Origin of the sequence: Micromonospora sp. WMMA1976, from assembly GCF_027497335.1 — a bacterium.
Taxonomy (GTDB): domain Bacteria; phylum Actinomycetota; class Actinomycetes; order Mycobacteriales; family Micromonosporaceae; genus Micromonospora; species Micromonospora aurantiaca.
The window spans coordinates 5,134,289-5,149,094 of sequence record NZ_CP114912.1; the positions used below are offsets into that span (position 1 = coordinate 5,134,289).

The 14,806-nt window shown below is 73.2% G+C and carries 15 protein-coding genes; 9 read left to right on the plus strand and 6 right to left on the minus strand.

The genetic code is table 11. The features are described 5' to 3' along the window. Positions 1–14 precede the first annotated feature (14 nt). The 4 genes from O7546_RS23535 to O7546_RS23550 all read left to right on the plus strand — a co-directional run bounded on the left by O7546_RS23535 (position 15) and on the right by O7546_RS23550 (position 4,380). Positions 15–410 (plus strand): GntR family transcriptional regulator, encoded by a 396-nt coding sequence (locus O7546_RS23535; protein ID WP_194800727.1) that lies wholly within the window; start codon positions 15–17, stop codon positions 408–410. Then, a complete protein-coding gene (locus tag O7546_RS23540) occupies positions 407–1,306 on the plus strand; it encodes an ABC transporter ATP-binding protein (protein WP_194800562.1) in 900 nt (299 codons plus the stop codon). Before O7546_RS23535 ends, O7546_RS23540 begins: the two co-directional genes overlap by 4 nt. Next, positions 1,303–2,274, plus strand: a complete 972-nt coding sequence (locus O7546_RS23545; RefSeq protein WP_281600050.1) for an ABC transporter permease — start codon at positions 1,303–1,305, stop codon at positions 2,272–2,274. The genes O7546_RS23540 and O7546_RS23545 overlap by 4 nt, the downstream gene beginning before the upstream one ends. 108 nt (positions 2,275–2,382) lie before the next feature. Next, positions 2,383–4,380 (plus strand): helix-turn-helix transcriptional regulator, encoded by a 1,998-nt coding sequence (locus O7546_RS23550; protein WP_194800560.1) that lies wholly within the window; start codon positions 2,383–2,385, stop codon positions 4,378–4,380. A gap of 39 nt (positions 4,381–4,419) precedes the next feature. Here the strand turns inward: O7546_RS23550 and O7546_RS23555 are convergent, their stop codons facing one another. Continuing rightward, positions 4,420–5,571, minus strand: a complete 1,152-nt coding sequence (locus O7546_RS23555) for a cupin domain-containing protein (RefSeq protein ID WP_228531962.1) — start codon at positions 5,569–5,571, stop codon at positions 4,420–4,422. Next, positions 5,555–5,995, minus strand: a complete 441-nt coding sequence (locus O7546_RS23560) for a hypothetical protein (protein WP_228531961.1) — start codon at positions 5,993–5,995, stop codon at positions 5,555–5,557. Before O7546_RS23560 ends, O7546_RS23555 begins: the two co-directional genes overlap by 17 nt. On the opposite strand from O7546_RS23560, the gene O7546_RS23565 reads away from it, so the two are divergent. Beyond that, positions 5,988–6,719, plus strand: coding sequence for a YoaK family protein (locus tag O7546_RS23565; protein ID WP_194800559.1), 732 nt, complete (start codon positions 5,988–5,990; stop codon positions 6,717–6,719). The two genes, O7546_RS23560 and O7546_RS23565, sit on opposite strands and share 8 nt — an antisense overlap. A 12-nt stretch (positions 6,720–6,731) precedes the next feature. On the opposite strand, the gene ligD is transcribed toward O7546_RS23565, so the two are convergent. Next, positions 6,732–7,691: a non-homologous end-joining DNA ligase gene (ligD, locus tag O7546_RS23570; RefSeq protein WP_281600051.1), complete on the minus strand. Its 960-nt coding sequence runs from the start codon at positions 7,689–7,691 to the stop codon at positions 6,732–6,734. Positions 7,692–7,781: 90 nt separating this feature from the next. Between ligD and O7546_RS23575 the strand changes: the two genes are divergently transcribed. From O7546_RS23575 to O7546_RS23585, 3 genes are all read left to right on the plus strand, one after another. After that, positions 7,782–8,183 (plus strand): helix-turn-helix domain-containing protein, encoded by a 402-nt coding sequence (locus O7546_RS23575; RefSeq protein ID WP_194800557.1) that lies wholly within the window; start codon positions 7,782–7,784, stop codon positions 8,181–8,183. Positions 8,184–8,274: 91 nt separating this feature from the next. Further along, positions 8,275–8,820 carry a TetR/AcrR family transcriptional regulator gene (locus O7546_RS23580; RefSeq protein WP_194800556.1) on the plus strand — a complete coding sequence of 182 codons (546 nt, stop codon included), beginning with the start codon at positions 8,275–8,277 and terminating at the stop codon, positions 8,818–8,820. A 28-nt stretch (positions 8,821–8,848) separates the two neighbouring features. Beyond that, on the plus strand, positions 8,849–11,029 hold the full coding sequence (locus O7546_RS23585; protein WP_194800555.1) for an MMPL family transporter: 2,181 nt from the start codon (positions 8,849–8,851) through the stop codon (positions 11,027–11,029). 34 nt (positions 11,030–11,063) lie between these two features. Here O7546_RS23585 and O7546_RS23590 read toward each other — a convergent pair whose 3' ends face one another. Beyond that, positions 11,064–12,320, minus strand: coding sequence for an erythromycin esterase family protein (locus O7546_RS23590; protein WP_269697588.1), 1,257 nt, complete (start codon positions 12,318–12,320; stop codon positions 11,064–11,066). 92 nt (positions 12,321–12,412) lie between these two features. On the opposite strand from O7546_RS23590, the gene O7546_RS23595 reads away from it, so the two are divergent. Continuing rightward, entirely contained in the window at positions 12,413–12,607 is a 195-nt protein-coding gene (locus O7546_RS23595; RefSeq protein WP_091422483.1) for a DUF2795 domain-containing protein, read from the plus strand. Here the strand turns inward: O7546_RS23595 and erm are convergent. Then, the gene (gene erm, locus O7546_RS23600) at positions 12,591–13,397 is read right to left on the minus strand and encodes an ErmE/ErmH/ErmO/ErmR family 23S rRNA (adenine(2058)-N(6))-methyltransferase (protein WP_281600052.1); all 807 of its coding nucleotides are present in this window, start codon (positions 13,395–13,397) and stop codon (positions 12,591–12,593) included. The genes O7546_RS23595 and erm overlap by 17 nt on opposite strands. Before the next feature lie 424 nt (positions 13,398–13,821). Beyond that, positions 13,822–14,718, minus strand: a complete 897-nt coding sequence (locus O7546_RS23605) for a Gfo/Idh/MocA family oxidoreductase (protein WP_194800552.1) — start codon at positions 14,716–14,718, stop codon at positions 13,822–13,824. Positions 14,719–14,806 lie beyond the last annotated feature (88 nt).

Here is a 14,806-nt window from a genome sequence, read left to right on the forward strand (position 1 = left end):
CAGTGAGGAGCACCGTGTTCGTCTTCCGGCTCGACACCCACTCCGGCGTGCCGCCGTACCTGCAGCTCGTCCAGCAGGTCCGCCAGGCGGTGCTGCTGGGCTTCCTCCAGCGCGGCGACCGCCTCCCGCTCATCCGCGAGGTGGTCGAGGACCTGGCGATCAACCCCAACACCGTGGCCAAGGCGTACCGGCAGATGGAGCAGGAGAACCTGGTCACCGGCCGGCCCGGCCAGGGCACGTTCGTCAACGAACAGCAGTCGGCCGCGATGTCGGCGTCCACGTACACGTCGCTGCGCCGCGGCCTGGAGACCTGGTTGCGCCGCGCCTACGCGGCCGGCCTCGACGAGCAGGCGGTGGACGCGCTCTTCACCTCCGTCCACCAGCAGACCAGGAAAGAGGACGTGGCGTGACAGCGACCGGGTTGGCGCTACGCACCGACGGTGTGGGCAAGCGGTACCGGAAGGGCTGGGCGCTGCGCGACTGTACCCTGGCCCTGCCTGCGGGCGGCGTGATCGCCCTGGTCGGGCCGAACGGCGCGGGCAAGACCACGCTGCTGCGCATGGTCGTCGGGTTGCTGGCACCGAGCACCGGCACGGTGGAGGTCCTCGGCCGGGACGTCACTGCGAGCACCCCGCAGACCCTGTCCCGGGTCGGGTTCCTGGCCCAGGACCACCCGCTGTACAAGCGCTTCACCGTCGCCGAGATGCTCCGCTTCGGCCGGGCCTGCAACAGGCGGTTCGACCAGGGGCTGGCCGAGCGCCGGCTGGCGAAGCTGGGCATCCCGCTCGACCGCAGGGCCGGTTCGCTCTCCGGCGGGCAGCAGGCCCAGGTCGCGTTGGCTCTGGCCCTGGCGAAGCGGCCGGAGCTGCTCGTCCTCGACGAGCCGGTGGCCAGCCTCGACCCGCTGGCCCGGCACGAGTTCCTCCAGGTCCTCATGGGCGCGGTGGCCGAGGGCGGGGTCACCGTCCTGTTCTCCTCCCACGTCGTGCACGAGCTGGAGCGCGTCTGCGACCACCTGGTCGTGCTCAACCAGGGCCGGGTCACGCTCGCCGGTGACATCGACACCCTCCTCGCCGAGCACCGGCTGCTCGTCGGCCCGCGCACGGCCAACGACCTCGACCCGGCCGCCGCCGTCGTGGAGGCCGTCCACAGCGACCGGCACACGACCCTGCTGGTACGCGACGGCGGGCTCCCGGCCGCGCCCGGATGGCAGGCCCAGCCGGTCGCGCTGGAGGATCTGGTGCTGGCGTACCTGCGCCGGCCGTCCGAGCCGGGCGCCGCGGTCACGCCGGGGGTGCCGGCATGACCTGGTTGATCTGGCGCCAGCACCGGACCGAGGTCTGCGTCCTGGGTCTGCTCGTCGGCCTGTTCGGCGTCGCCCTGCTCGTGCTCGGAGCGCAGGCCCACGACCTGTTCCCCGGCGGTCCCGCCCGGTGCGCCGGCGGAGCCGGTGTCGACGAGGCCTGCGCCGCCTCCTTCCGCCGGCTCGACGACGAGTACGGGTACGTCGAGAACCTCCTGGCGGCCTTCTACCTGGTTCCCGTCGTCATCGGCGCGTTCCTCGGTGCGCCGCTGCTCGCGCGCGAACTGGAGGACGGCACCTGGCAGCTCGCCTGGACCCAGGCCGTGCCGCGGATGCGCTGGCTGGCGGCCAAGCTCGTGGCGCTGGCCGGCGTCACAGTCGCGCTCACCGGGATGTTCACCGCGGTGCTCACCTGGTTCCGTCAGCCGTTCGACGCGTGGGAGGGGCGGTTCCAGTACGACGCCTTCGACCTGGAAGGGCTCGTCCCGGTGGCGTACGCGCTGTTCGCGTTCGGCGTCGCCACCGCCGCGGGGGCGATCCTGCGGCGCAGCCTGCCCGCGTTCGGCGTCGCGTTCGGCGCGTTCCTCGCCACCCGGATGGCTGTGGCGCTGCTGGCCCGTCCCGCGTACGCCACACCGCTCACCGCCACGGCGCCGGTCCCCGCCGGCGGTTCGACGGACCGGGCGGAGCGCCTGCCCGGCGTCGCCGACTGGGTGATCGAACGCGGCTACGCGGACGCCACCGGGCGCCGGCTGAGCAGCGTCGAGTACTACGAGCTGGAGGACGCCGCCAACCGGGCCGGCACCAACCTCAACCAGTTCCTGCACGCGCGGGGCATCCAGCAGTTCGGCGTCTACCACCCGGCCGACCGGTTCTGGACGTTCCAGCTCGTCGAGGCGGCAGTGTTCCTCGCCGTCGCGGCAGTCCTGATCGGTGTGGTGGTGTGGCGGGTCCGGCGCCGGATGATCTAGGTACCGGGCGAGCGAACCGCTTTCACCTTTGTCCCCCGATTCGGGGATGGGCAGGTCGTGACCTGGCTAACCTCGCGGTGAACGGGTCGAACCTCAGCACCTGCGAAGGTGAGCCAGTTGCCCGAGACACCGTTGACCAACCGCCCCAAGATGCACACCGGCGTACCCTCGTCGCTCACCACCGCGCAGCGGTGGGTACTGCGCGGCGTCGCCGTCGCGGACGCCCCCTGCGGCCTGTGGTTCCTCGAAGCGGTTGCCGAACGTACCGGCAGCACGCCGGACGAGCCGATCGACGCGACGGTGGAGGAGCTGATCGCGCGCGGGTTCCTCGTCGACACCGCGGCCGGGCTGCGACTGGCCTCGATCGCGCTGCGCGACGACGTCCTGCGGGACACGCCGGCCTCGGTGCGCCAGGCGCTGCGCGAGACGGCCGCCGAGGTGCTCGCCGACGCCGGACGCCCGGCCCAGGCCGCCCGGCAGCTCCTCCGGGTGCTTCCGGCGGTGAGCCGGTCCGCCCGGGCGCTCGCCACGCGGCTGGCGGCCGACCCGGCGGTCGGACCCAGCCTCGCCGCGGACCTGCTGCTGGCCGCCCCGGCACCCGGCCCGGCCGACGAGCGCCTGGCCTGGCTGGTCGACGTCGCCGACAACCTCTATCTGGCCGGTCGGGTGGACCATACGCTGCGCATGCTGCACCGGGAGGTCGCCGCCGACAGGTACGGGCCACGGCAGCGGGCGATGCTGCTCGGGCGGCTCGGCGCCTACTACGCGACGCAGCGCCCCTCGCTGTCCCTGACGTACCTCGGTCGGGCGCTCAACCAGGAACTGGACGCGGCCGGGCGGAGCTGGACGCTCACCATGCTGGCGTCGCAGGCGGCCCGGTTCGGGCACCCCGACGCCGCCGAGCTGGTGGCGGCGGCGGAGCGGGCCCACGAACGCAGCCCCTCCCCCGGCGGCGGCATCCGGCTGGCCCTGGCGCACGCGTCCCGGGCCAGCGCCACCGGCGACCTGCCCCACGCCGCGCGGATCCTCCGGGAGGTGGACGCGGGCGAGCCCACCGCCCGCACCCAGGCGATCTTCCTGCGCGTCGACCGGGTGGCGAACCAGATCGCGCTCGGCCGGTACGTCGACGCGGCGACCGCGCTCGACAGCGTGGCCACGGAGATCGACACGCTCGGTGCGGTGGCGCAGCCGCTGGTGACCGCGCTGGACTGCGTCCTGCGGCTGACCACCGGTGAGCTGGCCGAGGCCGAGGTCCGGGCCCGTCTCGCGCTTACCGGACGCGGTGGCGCCCTGCCGGCGCAGGCCCGGGTGGACCTGCTCGCCACGGTCGTGGAGGTGCTGCTGCGCCGGGGTGAGGTGGCCGCCGCCCGGGAACTGCTCGCCGGGGAACGCCCCGCCGTGGGCTGGCCGGACGAGATGCAGTGGTTCCGGCTCGGCTGCGCCGCCGCCGGCGACCCGGAACCGGGCCGGCACGCCGCGCTGCTGCGCGCCGCCTTCGCCATGCCGGACCGCTCGGTGGCTCCCCTGCTGCTGGTGCCGCACCACGGCCCGAGACTGCTCCGCGCGGCGCTGGCACTGGGCGACCGGCAGCGGGCCGAGGCCCTCGCCGACCACCTGAAACGGGCCGCCGGGACGGCGAACAACGCGCTCTGGCGCGGGGTGGCGCACCAGGCCGACGGGCTGCTGACCGGCGATCCGGCGGCGCTGCGCGCGGCGGTACGGCTGCTGCGCACCACCTCCGCCCGGCCGGCCCTGGCCGACGCGCTGTACGACCTGGCGCGGTCGCCCGGGCTGCCGTCGGCCGAGACGTTCGACCTGCTGGCCGAGGCCGACGCGATGTACACCCGGATGGGTGCCGGCGGGACACGGGAGCACGACGGCCCGGCAGGCGACGAGGCCCGCCGTCCGGCCGTGGCCGCGCTGACACCCGCCGAGGTACGGGTGGCCGAACTGCTCGCGGTCGGCATGACGAAGCGGGAGGCGGCCCGGGACCTGTTCGTCTCGTTCCACACCGTCGACACCCACCTGCGCTCGATCTACGCGAAGCTCGGTGTCCACAACCGGGTGGAGCTGGCGCTGGTCTGGGAGTCCCGGGAGGACGGCTGAACGCGGACGCCCCTGCGGCGTCCGCGCTCAGCGTCGTTCTCAGTGCCGCTGCAGCGGGCTCTTCGTCTTCGGAAGCGCCTCGACCAGCTCGCGTGGCACGTTGATCGTGTCGGCGACCACCTCCGGCGGGATGTTCGCCAGCCACTGCGCGAGTGACACGTCCTCGAACTTCGCGGTCCGGAACAGCTCCAGGTAGACGAAGGGCTTGTCGCCGATGTTCTCGATGTAGTGGCCCATCGAGATCGGCACGTAGCCGACGTCGCCGGTCTCCATGTTGAAGGTGCGGGCCGTGGCGTGGTTCGCGAAGACACCCATCCGCCCCTTGCCCGAGATGACGTACTGCATCTCCGCGCCGTTGGGGTGCCAGTGCAGTTCCCGCATCGCGCCGGGTTCGATCTCCACCAGCGCGGCGGTGGTGGTGACCGCCGCGGCGAAGTTGCTCGAGTCGGCGATCCGTACGCTGCCGCCCTCGAACTTCTCCGGTGTCTGGGCGAGCAGGCTGTGCTTGAACGTGCGGGGCACGTCGCCGGTGGGGCTGAACACCCGGTCCTCGGCCAGCGGTGGCGGGCTCTGGCCCGGGAAGATGTAGCGTTCCGACTCGGGCGGGAAGTTGGCCATCTGCTGCATCGTCCAGCCGAAGTTCTTGGCGATGACCTCCCTCGGCACGTGCGCGAAGAAGTCCGTGACCTGGAACGTTCCGTCCTCGGAGTAGCAGCCGTCGTCGAAGACGAGCAGGAACTCCACGCCCTCGTCGTGGGCCTGGATGTGGTGCGGGATGCCGGCCGGGAAATACCAGAGGTCACCCGCCTTGACGTCCTCCAGGAAGTTGCGGCCCTCCTGGTCCACCGCGGCGATCCGGCAACTGCCGGACAGGATGAAGGCCCATTCGGACTGGATGTGCCAGTGCAGTTCCCGGTAGGCGCCGGGGTCGAGCTTCATGTTCACGATCGCCAGGTCATGGGCGATCGGCAGCAGGCGGTTCGTGACCTCCCGGGTCCAGCCGCCGCTCTCCCGGCGGGTGTGGGCCAGCGAGAACGGGAACACCAGGTTCGGCATGAGGCCGTGGTCGGTCGACGGCGGGTTCACCAGGTCCGGGTGGGTGTCGTCGATCGCCGGGTTGCGCGGAACCGTGCCGACCATCGAGTGGTCCTTCGCCGATCCCTTGCCGACGGGGTCAGTGGATCTGGGCATGACGGATGTCCTTCCGGGTGAGGGCCGCCGGCTCGGTGGCCCGGGACGGGACGAACAACGCCCGCAGGTGCTCCGGGCTCTGAATGGCCACCGCGAGCGGAATCGCGACACAGAGGAACAGCGACGCCGCGATGCTCCAGAACGGAGCATCAGTGGCGACTCCGGCGACGGCCAGCGCCGCGATCGAATAGAACGTGACGCGGATTCTGGCGACGGGGAGCACGAACATGCGCTCGACCTCCTTCGGCTTCGAGTCTCGCCGTCGAGACGCAATTGCGATGCTGCCGAACCGGATGCCGATGGTGAATAACGCGATCGCGCCATTCACCGGAAACGACAGGAAACCCTTTTCCCGGCACTTGCGCGCAGCGCGCGTCGTAACGGTTTCACGGGTGCATCCAGGGGTAGGGAGGGCAATGTCCAACAACGCTGAGGATCGCTGGCGGGTGGGGGAATACGACTTCCACGTACCGTTTCTGGCACTTGCGCTCGCCACCGGCCTCGCCGGTGTTGTCGACGCGTTCTCGTTCCTCAGGTACAAGGTGTTCGTGGGTATTCAGACCGGCAATGTGGCGTTCGTCGGAATGGGGGCCGCCGATCACTTTCCGCCCTGGCCGGCCGCGGTGGCGTCGCTTGTCGCGTTCGGTCTCGGCGGCCTGCTCGGCGCCGGGATCCGCCGCCTCCGTCCGGCCGGTCCACTCACCCCGCCGGGCATGGAACTGCTCGCCATGCTGGCGCTGCTCGTGCTCTGGGGAGTGGTGGACCGGTCCCTCGACTCGGGGCGCGACTCGCTGACCGAGCGCACGATCCTGACCGCGCTGCTGGCCTTCCCGGTCGGCATCCTCGGCGGGCTCGTCGTCCGCACGTTCGGCGTGCAGACCGCCACGTCGTACCAGACCGGCACCGTGCTGCGCACCACGAAGGGCATCGCCGACTGGGTGTTCGAGCCGGAGGGCCGCAGCGCGGCCGGGCGCCTCGCCGCGACCGGTCTGCTCTGCCTGGTCAGCTACGCGATCGGCGGGTTCGTCGGCGCGGCCACCGAGACCCGCCCGATCTGGACGATGATCGTCAGCTGGGCCCTGGCCGTGGTGCTGATCGCGTTCACCTGGGGCAAGCGCCCACCGGCGACGGCAACCCGGCGCCGCTGACGCGGCGCGGCGTCACCCGGCCTCGCGGCGGGCCTTCGCGCGGCGCTTACCCTCGTGCATCGCCTGGACCCGGGCCACCGGGATGGTCCGGCCCTGCTCGACCAGGTCCGCCGGCAGGCGCTGCGGCGCGGGCAGCGCCTCCGCCCAGGGATCCCGGTCACCGAGCAGCGCGGGCACGGTCCGCATGGTGAAGTCGGCCGGGCTCGCCGCCTCCAGGTCGGTCCAGCCCACCGGGTACGACACCGGGGCGCCGGGCCGGATCCGAGGGCTGTAGGCAGCCACCACTGTCGCGCCGTACGCCCGGGTGGAGTCGACGAAGACGCGGCCACCGCGGTCGGCGACGATGAACGCGGTGGTCGCGGCCGCCGGGTCGAGCCGTTCGGTACGGGCGGCGAGCGCCCGGGTCGCGGCGGCGGCCTCCTCCGCCGTGGTGGCCGGGTCCACCGGCACGATCACGTGCACCCCCTTGGCGCCGCTCGTCTTCACCGCGCCGGCCAGCCCGGCGTCGGCGAGCGCCTGCCGCACCAGCAGCGCGACCCGCACCACGGCGCCGAACGCGTCCCCCTCCGGCGGATCGAGGTCGAGCACCAGGTGGGTCGGGTGCTCGGCCTGCCCGGCAGGAGCGAGCGTCGGGTGGTACTCCACGGCGCGCTGGTTGGCGAACCAGAGCAGCGTCCGCCGGTCGTCGCAGAGGGCGTACGAGATCCGCCGGTGCGACGCCTCCGCCCACACCTCGGTCCGGCGGACCCAGTCGGGCGTGTACTTCGGCAGGTTCTTCTGCATGAACGGCTCCTGGCCGGGCCGCACCCGCAGCACCGACAGCGGCCGGTCCCGCAGTTCCGGCAGGATCCGGTCGCACACGGCGTCGAGGTAGTCGACGAGGTCGCGTTTGGTCGCCCCGGCGCCGTCGAACAGCGGCTGGTCGAGGTTGGTCAGCGACACTCCGGCCCGGGTCTCGTCGGCGGCACCCATCGGACCACCTTCCCGGGCCGGGCCCGGCTCGGCAACCCCGACACGGCGCCCGGCGCGCCGTACCGGCCGGCACCTGCGACGATCGGGGGCGTGGGTGAGGCGGAGGCGGACCGGTGCGGACCGGACGCGGCGGGGCAGGCCAGCGCCTGCACCGTCCGGGAGGCGCTGGACCGGGTCGGCGGCAAGTGGGCCATCGGCATCCTGATCGCCGCCTCGGCCGGCCCGGTCCGCTTCACCGAGCTGGAGCGCCGGGTGGAGGGGATCAGCCGCCGGATGCTCACACTGACGCTGCGCAACCTGGAGCGGGACGGGCTGCTGGACCGGCACGTCCACCCCTGCGTGCCGCCGAAGGTCGAGTACACGGCCACCCCGATGGCCCGCGAGCTGTACGACTCGCTGGTGGCGCTGACGAGCTGGGCCGAGCGGCACCGCGAGGCGATCAGCGCGGCCCGGGCCGAGTACGACCGGCGGCACGGCGGCCCACCGGCCTGACCTGCGGAAACAGGCCGTTGTGGCGAACGCCACGCGGCGGATCTGACCGATCGGTCAGCACCTGACCGATCGGTCAGGCATGCTGGAGGACATGGCGCGACCCACCACCGCCACCCACGACGAGCTGCTGGCCGCCGCCGCTCGCCGGTTCGCCGTCACCGGATACAAGGGCACCTCGCTGCAGGACATCGCCCGCGACGTCGGCTGCTCCAAGGCCACGGTGCTCTACCACTTCGCCAGCAAGGACGCCCTGCTCTGCGAGCTGATGGCCCCGGCCATCACGATGCTGGAGGAGCTGGACGTCCGCATCGCCGCGCACACCGGCGCCGAGGCCCAACGCGTCGCGGCGGACGGCTTCGTCGACCTGGCGGTCCGCTTCCGCCGGGAGATCGCGCTGCTCCGGGGCGAGTTCCCCGACCTGCTCCAGCAGCCCGCGTTCGCCCACATCCAGCAGATCTCCGAACAACTCATCGCCGCCTTCTCCGGCTTCTCCGACCGTCCGGAGGCCCGCGTCGCGGCGCTCGTCGTGCTCGCCGGCATCGCCGAGACCTGCGGTGAGTTCCTGGACATCCCCGACGAACAGCTGCGACCCGCGCTGCTCGCCGTGGCGTACCGCGCGCTCGAAGTCACCACCTGAACCGAACCTGCGAGGACAAGGAAGGTCCATGGCGACCCTGCTGTACCGGCTCGGCCGGGCATCCCTGCGCCGGCGGCGACTCGTCGCCGTCGTCTGGCTCGTCGTACTCGTCGGCCTCGGCCTGGCCGCGGCCACGCTGCGGGGCCCGACGGCGAGCAACTTCACCATGCCGGGCACCGAGTCGCAGAAGGCGATCGACCTGCTCGCCGACCGCTTCCCGGCGGCCAGCGGCGCCACCGGCACCATCGCGATCAAGGCGCCGCAGGACGGCGCGCTGACCTCACCCGCCGGACAGGCGGTGGTCAAGCAGGTCACCGAGGAGGCGGCCACGCTGCCCGGCGTGGTCGGCGCGGTCGACCCGTACCAGGCGCAGGCGCTCACCCCGGACGGCCGGTACGCGCTGGTCCAGGTGCAGTTCGCCGGCGGCGCGGACGAGGTCACCGACGAGCAGCGCGACGCGTACGAGAAGGTCGGCGCGCAGGCCGAGGCGCAGGGCTGGCAGATCGCCCCCGGTGGCGAGGTGCTGAACGCCGAGCCGGAGGTCGGCTCGACCGAGGCGATCGGCGTGCTGGTCGCGGCGATCGTCCTGGTGATCACGTTCGGCTCGCTCGTGGCGGCCGGCATGACCATGCTGAACGCGCTCATCGGCGTCGGCGTCGGCATGGCCGGTCTGTTCGCGCTCAGCGGCGCGGTCGAGCTGACCAGCACCGCGCCGATCCTGGCGCTGATGCTCGGCCTCGCGGTCGGCATCGACTACTCGCTGTTCATCACCTCCCGGCACCGGCAGAACCTCCTCGACGGGCTCTCCCCGGAGGAGGCGGTCGGTCGCGCGGTCGGCACCGCCGGCTCGGCTGTGGTCTTCGCCGGCGCGACGGTCGTGGTGGCGCTCGCCGGCCTGGCCGTGGTGGGCATCCCGTTCCTCACCGTGATGGGCCTGGCCGCCGCCGGCACCGTCACGATCGCCGTACTGGTGGCGATCACGCTGGCCCCGGCGCTGCTCGGCTTCGCCGGCCACAAGGTGCTGCCGCGCAAGCTGCGTGACCGCAAGGCGGTCGAGGACCCGACCACCGGCTCCGAGGACCGCTCCGGCTTCGGCTTCCGCTGGGCGCGGTGGGTGACCAAGCTGCGCATCCCGGTGATCCTGGTCGGGCTGCTCGGCCTCGGCCTGCTCGCGATCCCGGCCCAGGACATGCGCCTGGCGCTGCCGGACGCCTCCGCCGCCGCCGAGGGCACCCCCGCCCGGGTCAGCAGCGACCTGATCCGTGAGGGCTTCGGCCCCGGCTTCACCGGCCGGCTCGCGGTCGTGGTGACCGCCGACTCGCCGCAGGACACCCAGGCCGCCATCCCGCAGGTGACCGCGCTGGTCCAGAAGACCGACGGGGTGCTGGCCGTGGCCCCGCCGCAGGTCGACCCGTCGGGGCGTACCGCGCTGATCGGGGTGATCCCGAAGACCGGACCGACCGACGAGGCCACCGAGACGGTGGTGCATGACATCCGCAAGCAGGTCTCCGGCATCCAGAACGCCGACGTGCTGCTCACCGGCGTCACCGCGGTCGGCATCGACGTGTCGGAGAAACTCTCCGACGCGCTGCCGGTCTACCTGCTGCTGGTGGTGGGCCTGTCGATCCTGCTGCTGATGCTGGTGTTCCGGTCGATCCTGGTGCCGGTCAAGGCGGCGCTCGGCTTCCTGCTCACCGTGGCGGCCACGTTCGGCATCACCGTCGCGGTGTTCCAGCAGGGCCACCTGGCCGACCTGGTCGGCCTGGACACGCCGGCCCCGCTGGTCAGCTTCCTGCCGATCCTGCTCATCGGCATCCTGTTCGGCCTGGCTATGGACTACGAGGTCTTCCTGGTCTCCCGGATGCGCGAAGACTTCGTGCACGGCGACACCGCCCAGCAGGCCACCATCAACGGCATGGGGCACGGCGCCCGGGTGGTCACCGCCGCCGCGCTCATCATGATCTCGGTGTTCGGCGGCTTCGTGTTCCTGGAGGACCCGATCATCAAGTCGATGGGCTTCGCGCTCGCGATCGGTGTCGCCATCGACGCGTTCGTGGTCCGGATGACGATCGTGCCGGCGGTGATGTCGCTGCTGAACAACGCCGCCTGGTGGCTGCCGCGCTGGCTGAACAAGATCCTGCCCAACGTGGACGTCGAGGGTGAGGGCCTGCGCGCCCACCTCGCCGAGAAGCAGCACGCGAACGTGTGATCGGTGCGGGTGGGGCCGCGCGGGGCCCCACCCGTCACACACCCGCCGGGTACGTCTCCATCTCGCCCGGCGTCACGCACGCCGGCAGCGGGTGCAGCGCGGTCGTCTCGTCGCACCAGATGAACGCGTCGTAGCGCTCGCCCAGCCGGGTCGGCACGTAGTTGCCCCAGGACTCGAAGCTCGGGTCGTACACCACCCCGATGGCCCGGTGGTCCGCCTCGCCGGTCACCCACTCCGGCTGGTCGTCGCCGCCGAACACGAGCACCGCCCGGTCCGGCATCAGCTCGTGCAGCCGGTGCTCCACCGAACCCTCCCGAGCCGGCGGCACCACCATCGTCTCGGCCGGTGAGCCCCAGCGCGGCGCGGCGACCACGCTGCCGTGCCAGCTGCCGAAGCCGATCAGCGCCACCGCGTCCCGGCCGTGCCGTTCCCGGCCCAGCTGCCCGATGTTGACCATGCCGTCCGCCGCCATGTCGGTGGCCCGGGCGTCGCCGACGTGCGTGTTGTGCGCCCACACGATGCCCCGCGAGTCCGGCCCGTACCGGTCGAGCAGCCGGTCGAGCGTGTCGGCCATGTGGACGTCGCGGACGTTCCACGACTCGGGGCCGCCACCGACCATCGCCCGGTAGTACCGCTCCGCGCCGGCCACCACCTCCGCGTTCTGCCAGGCCGAAAAGCGGTCCGGGCCGTCCGCGGCGGCCTGCTCCCGGGTACGCGCCAGCAGCCGGACCACCTCCTCCTCGCACCGGGCGGAGACGAACCGGCTGGCCATCCCGTACTCCTCGGGTCGCTTGCCGTACGGCTCGAAGCAGCGGTACGCCTCCTGGGCGGCCTCCAGCGAGGCCGGATCCTCCTCACCGAGGTAGTCGAAGATGGCCTGCATCGATTCCCAGAGGGAATACACGTCCAGCCCGTGGAAGCCGGCCCGCTCCCCCTCGGGGCGGTCCAGGTTCCACGCCCGCAGCCAGCGGCAGAAGCGGGCCACCTCGGCGTTCGCCCACATCCAGGTCGGCCAGCGTTCGAACCGTTCCAGCGCGACGAGCGGATCGGCCAGCCCGCCCGGCGCGCCGACCACCGACCGGTGCACCCGGTCGCAGTCCGGCCAGTCCCCCTCCACCGCCACGAAGTCGAACCCCTGTTCGGCGATGAGCCGCCGGGTCAGCTGTTCCCGCAGCCGGTAGTAGTCGTAGCTGCCGTGCGTCGCCTCGCCGATCATCACCACCCGGGCGTCCCGTACGCGGTCCAGCAAGGGGTCGAAGTCGCTCGGCGCGCCGAGCCGCTGTACCAGCATGTCCGCGGCTACCCGGGGCCCGCCGGGACAAACCGCAACCGCGGCCCGGCGGCAGCGGGCATGCCGCCGGGCCCAGCGGGTAGCCGAGCGGCATGACCGTCACCGGCGCGCAGTTGCAGGAGTTCCTGGCCGGGCTGGACTACCCGGTCTCCCGGGAGGACCTGGTCCGCTGGGGCCAGGAGAACGGAGCCAGCACCGAGACGCTCCAGCGGCTGCGCACGCTGCCGGCCGAGGAGTTCGACACCCCGGCCGAACTGGTCGAGGCGCTGGTCACGCTCGCCGGTTGAGCGGCGCGTGCAGCAACCGGAACAGCACCAGCCACTGTTCCGGCCAGACCAGCCCGACCGGGGTGTCCGGCGCGATCCGCGCGGCCCGCAACGCGCCGTCGACCCGCGGCCGGGGATGGCCCGCGCGCAGCGAGGCCGCGAGCGAGCCGCCGACTCCGCCGAAGCCCAGCTCCACCATCCGCCGGTACGCGGGCAGCATCGCCGGTGCCACGAGTGGCGTCGTCCGGCGCTCCAGCCGCAGAATGCCCCCGTCCACCCCCGGCACCGGCCGGAACGCGGCCCGGGGCACCCGCCCGGCCAGCCGCCAGTGGTGTTCGGGCCAGGTGAGCACGGTGAGCCGGCTCCACCGGCCGTGGTCGCCGGTGCGCTTACGGGCGTAGTCGAGCTGGGTGAGCAGCGTCGCGACACGCAACCCTGGTGCGGCCAGGCACCAGCGGACCACCGCCGCGGTGAGCGACCAGGGGATGTTGCCAGCCACCGAGAACGGCCCGGCGGGCGGGGGCGCGGCCAGGAAGTCGGCCGCCCGTACCTCGACGTTCGGCAGCGGAACGCAGGCCGCTGTCAGCTCGGGCAGCACGGCCGGGTCGACCTCGTACGCGATCAGCCGCCCGCACCGCGCGGCGAGCGGCCGGGTCAGCCGGCCGCGACCGGCGCCGACCTCCAGCAGCAGGTCGTCCGGGCCGGGCCGGACCGCGCGGACCATCCGCGCGACGGCGTCCGGGTCGGCGAGGAAGTTCTGGGACAGTACGCGACGGGACCGGTCGCGTGCGGTGGTTCGGCGGGGCGCCACGGGTTCGTCCTGTCTGTCGCCGGACGGCGACGGGTACGGACCGCTGCGCTGGTGTCCCCCGCCGTCGAGGCGGCGTGGGGCGGATCGGGCGGGCGGTCCGAGCGGATCGGGACTCGGACGACCCTGGACGGTGGCCGGGACGCGGCGCATGCCTGAGAGGGCCACCTGGGCGAGGTGGCGTGGACTAACCACGGGTACCGCCACCTCGGCGAGGTGGCACGACCGGCGCCCCTCGGGGCGGGTCGGGAACCGGCGGTCGGGTCAGACGCGGGCGGCGTACCGGCCGGCCAGGGCCGGGCGCCGGAACCGCGGACGGGCGTCCAGGAGGAGCCCGTACGCGGCCGGCGCGGCGGCCACGCGGACCAGGGCATGCGTGAACATGCCGCCACGCTAACGACCGGGTCCGGCCCGAGCGACCGGTTTCCTACAGGTCGACGGTGCGTCCCTGCGCCCGGGCGGTCTGCGCGGCGTCCAGCACCGCCACCACCTCGCGGCCGAACCGCACGTCGCAGCGGTGGTCGCGGGTGCCCGCGTCGACCTCCTCCAGCAACTGGTCGAGCGCAGCGCCGAACGCCTGGAGCGCGCTGCCGTCGCCGGGCGGGACGGTCTCGGTGCCGTTCTCGCCGAAGAAGACGAAGTCCCGGGTGACCGCCTCGGACGGCGCGTCCAGGGTGAGCGAGAGCGAGCTGGTCGCGCCGCCGTCGTGGGTGAGCAGCAGGTGCACCAGACCGCTCGGGCCGTCCATCGCGGCGACCCGGGTGACCCGGCCGAGCACCGGCAGGATCAGCGACAGGGCGTGCGGGCCGATGTCCCACAGCGCGCCGCGCTCCCGCCGCCAGGTCGAGTCGCCGTACGGGTTCCCGGGCTGGAAGATCGACGCGAACATGGTGGCGCGGGCGTGCTGCCAGCCACCCGCCGCGGCGGTCGAGGCGAGGAACCCGGTGACGTTCGGGTGGAAGCGCTGGGTGAAGAAGACCACCGACGCCACCCCGGACGCCTGTGCCGCGTCGACCACCCGGTCGGCGTCGTCGAGGTCGAGCGCCAGCGGCTTGTCCAGCAGCAGGTGCCGCCCGGCGGTGGCGGCCCGGACGGCGATGTCGGCCTGCACGTCCGGCGGAAGCGCCACGGCGACCGCGTCGCAGGCGTCGATGAGCGCGTCCACGTCGGTGAAGACCGGTACGCCGTGCCGGGTGGCCAGCTCCTCCGCCTTCGCCGGGTTGCGCCCCCAGACGCCGGCGAGCCGTGCCCGCGGGTGCGCCTCGATGGCCGCGGCATGCGTCTCCGCCGCCCAGTAACCGGTGCCGAACAACCCGAACCGCACCCCGACCCCCTGCCGTCGACGTCCGCCACCGGCGTACGCCGGGACCGTGATCCACGCTAGTCCCCCGGCCCGTCCGGCGCGCCCCGAC

What these genes read in the sequence shown, in the direction of transcription:
- O7546_RS23545 (WP_281600050.1), top strand. Translation starts at nt 1,303, where the DNA reads ATGACCTGGTTGATCTGGCGCCAGCACCGGACCGAGGTCTGCGTCCTG.
- O7546_RS23555 (WP_228531962.1), bottom strand. Translation starts at nt 5,571, where the DNA reads ATGCCCAGATCCACTGACCCCGTCGGCAAGGGATCGGCGAAGGACCAC.
- O7546_RS23565 (WP_194800559.1), top strand. Translation starts at nt 5,988, where the DNA reads ATGTCCAACAACGCTGAGGATCGCTGGCGGGTGGGGGAATACGACTTC.
- ligD (WP_281600051.1), bottom strand. Translation starts at nt 7,691, where the DNA reads ATGGGTGCCGCCGACGAGACCCGGGCCGGAGTGTCGCTGACCAACCTC.
- O7546_RS23580 (WP_194800556.1), top strand. Translation starts at nt 8,275, where the DNA reads ATGGCGCGACCCACCACCGCCACCCACGACGAGCTGCTGGCCGCCGCC.
- O7546_RS23585 (WP_194800555.1), top strand. Translation starts at nt 8,849, where the DNA reads ATGGCGACCCTGCTGTACCGGCTCGGCCGGGCATCCCTGCGCCGGCGG.
- O7546_RS23590 (WP_269697588.1), bottom strand. Translation starts at nt 12,320, where the DNA reads ATGCTGGTACAGCGGCTCGGCGCGCCGAGCGACTTCGACCCCTTGCTG.
- O7546_RS23595 (WP_091422483.1), top strand. Translation starts at nt 12,413, where the DNA reads ATGACCGTCACCGGCGCGCAGTTGCAGGAGTTCCTGGCCGGGCTGGAC.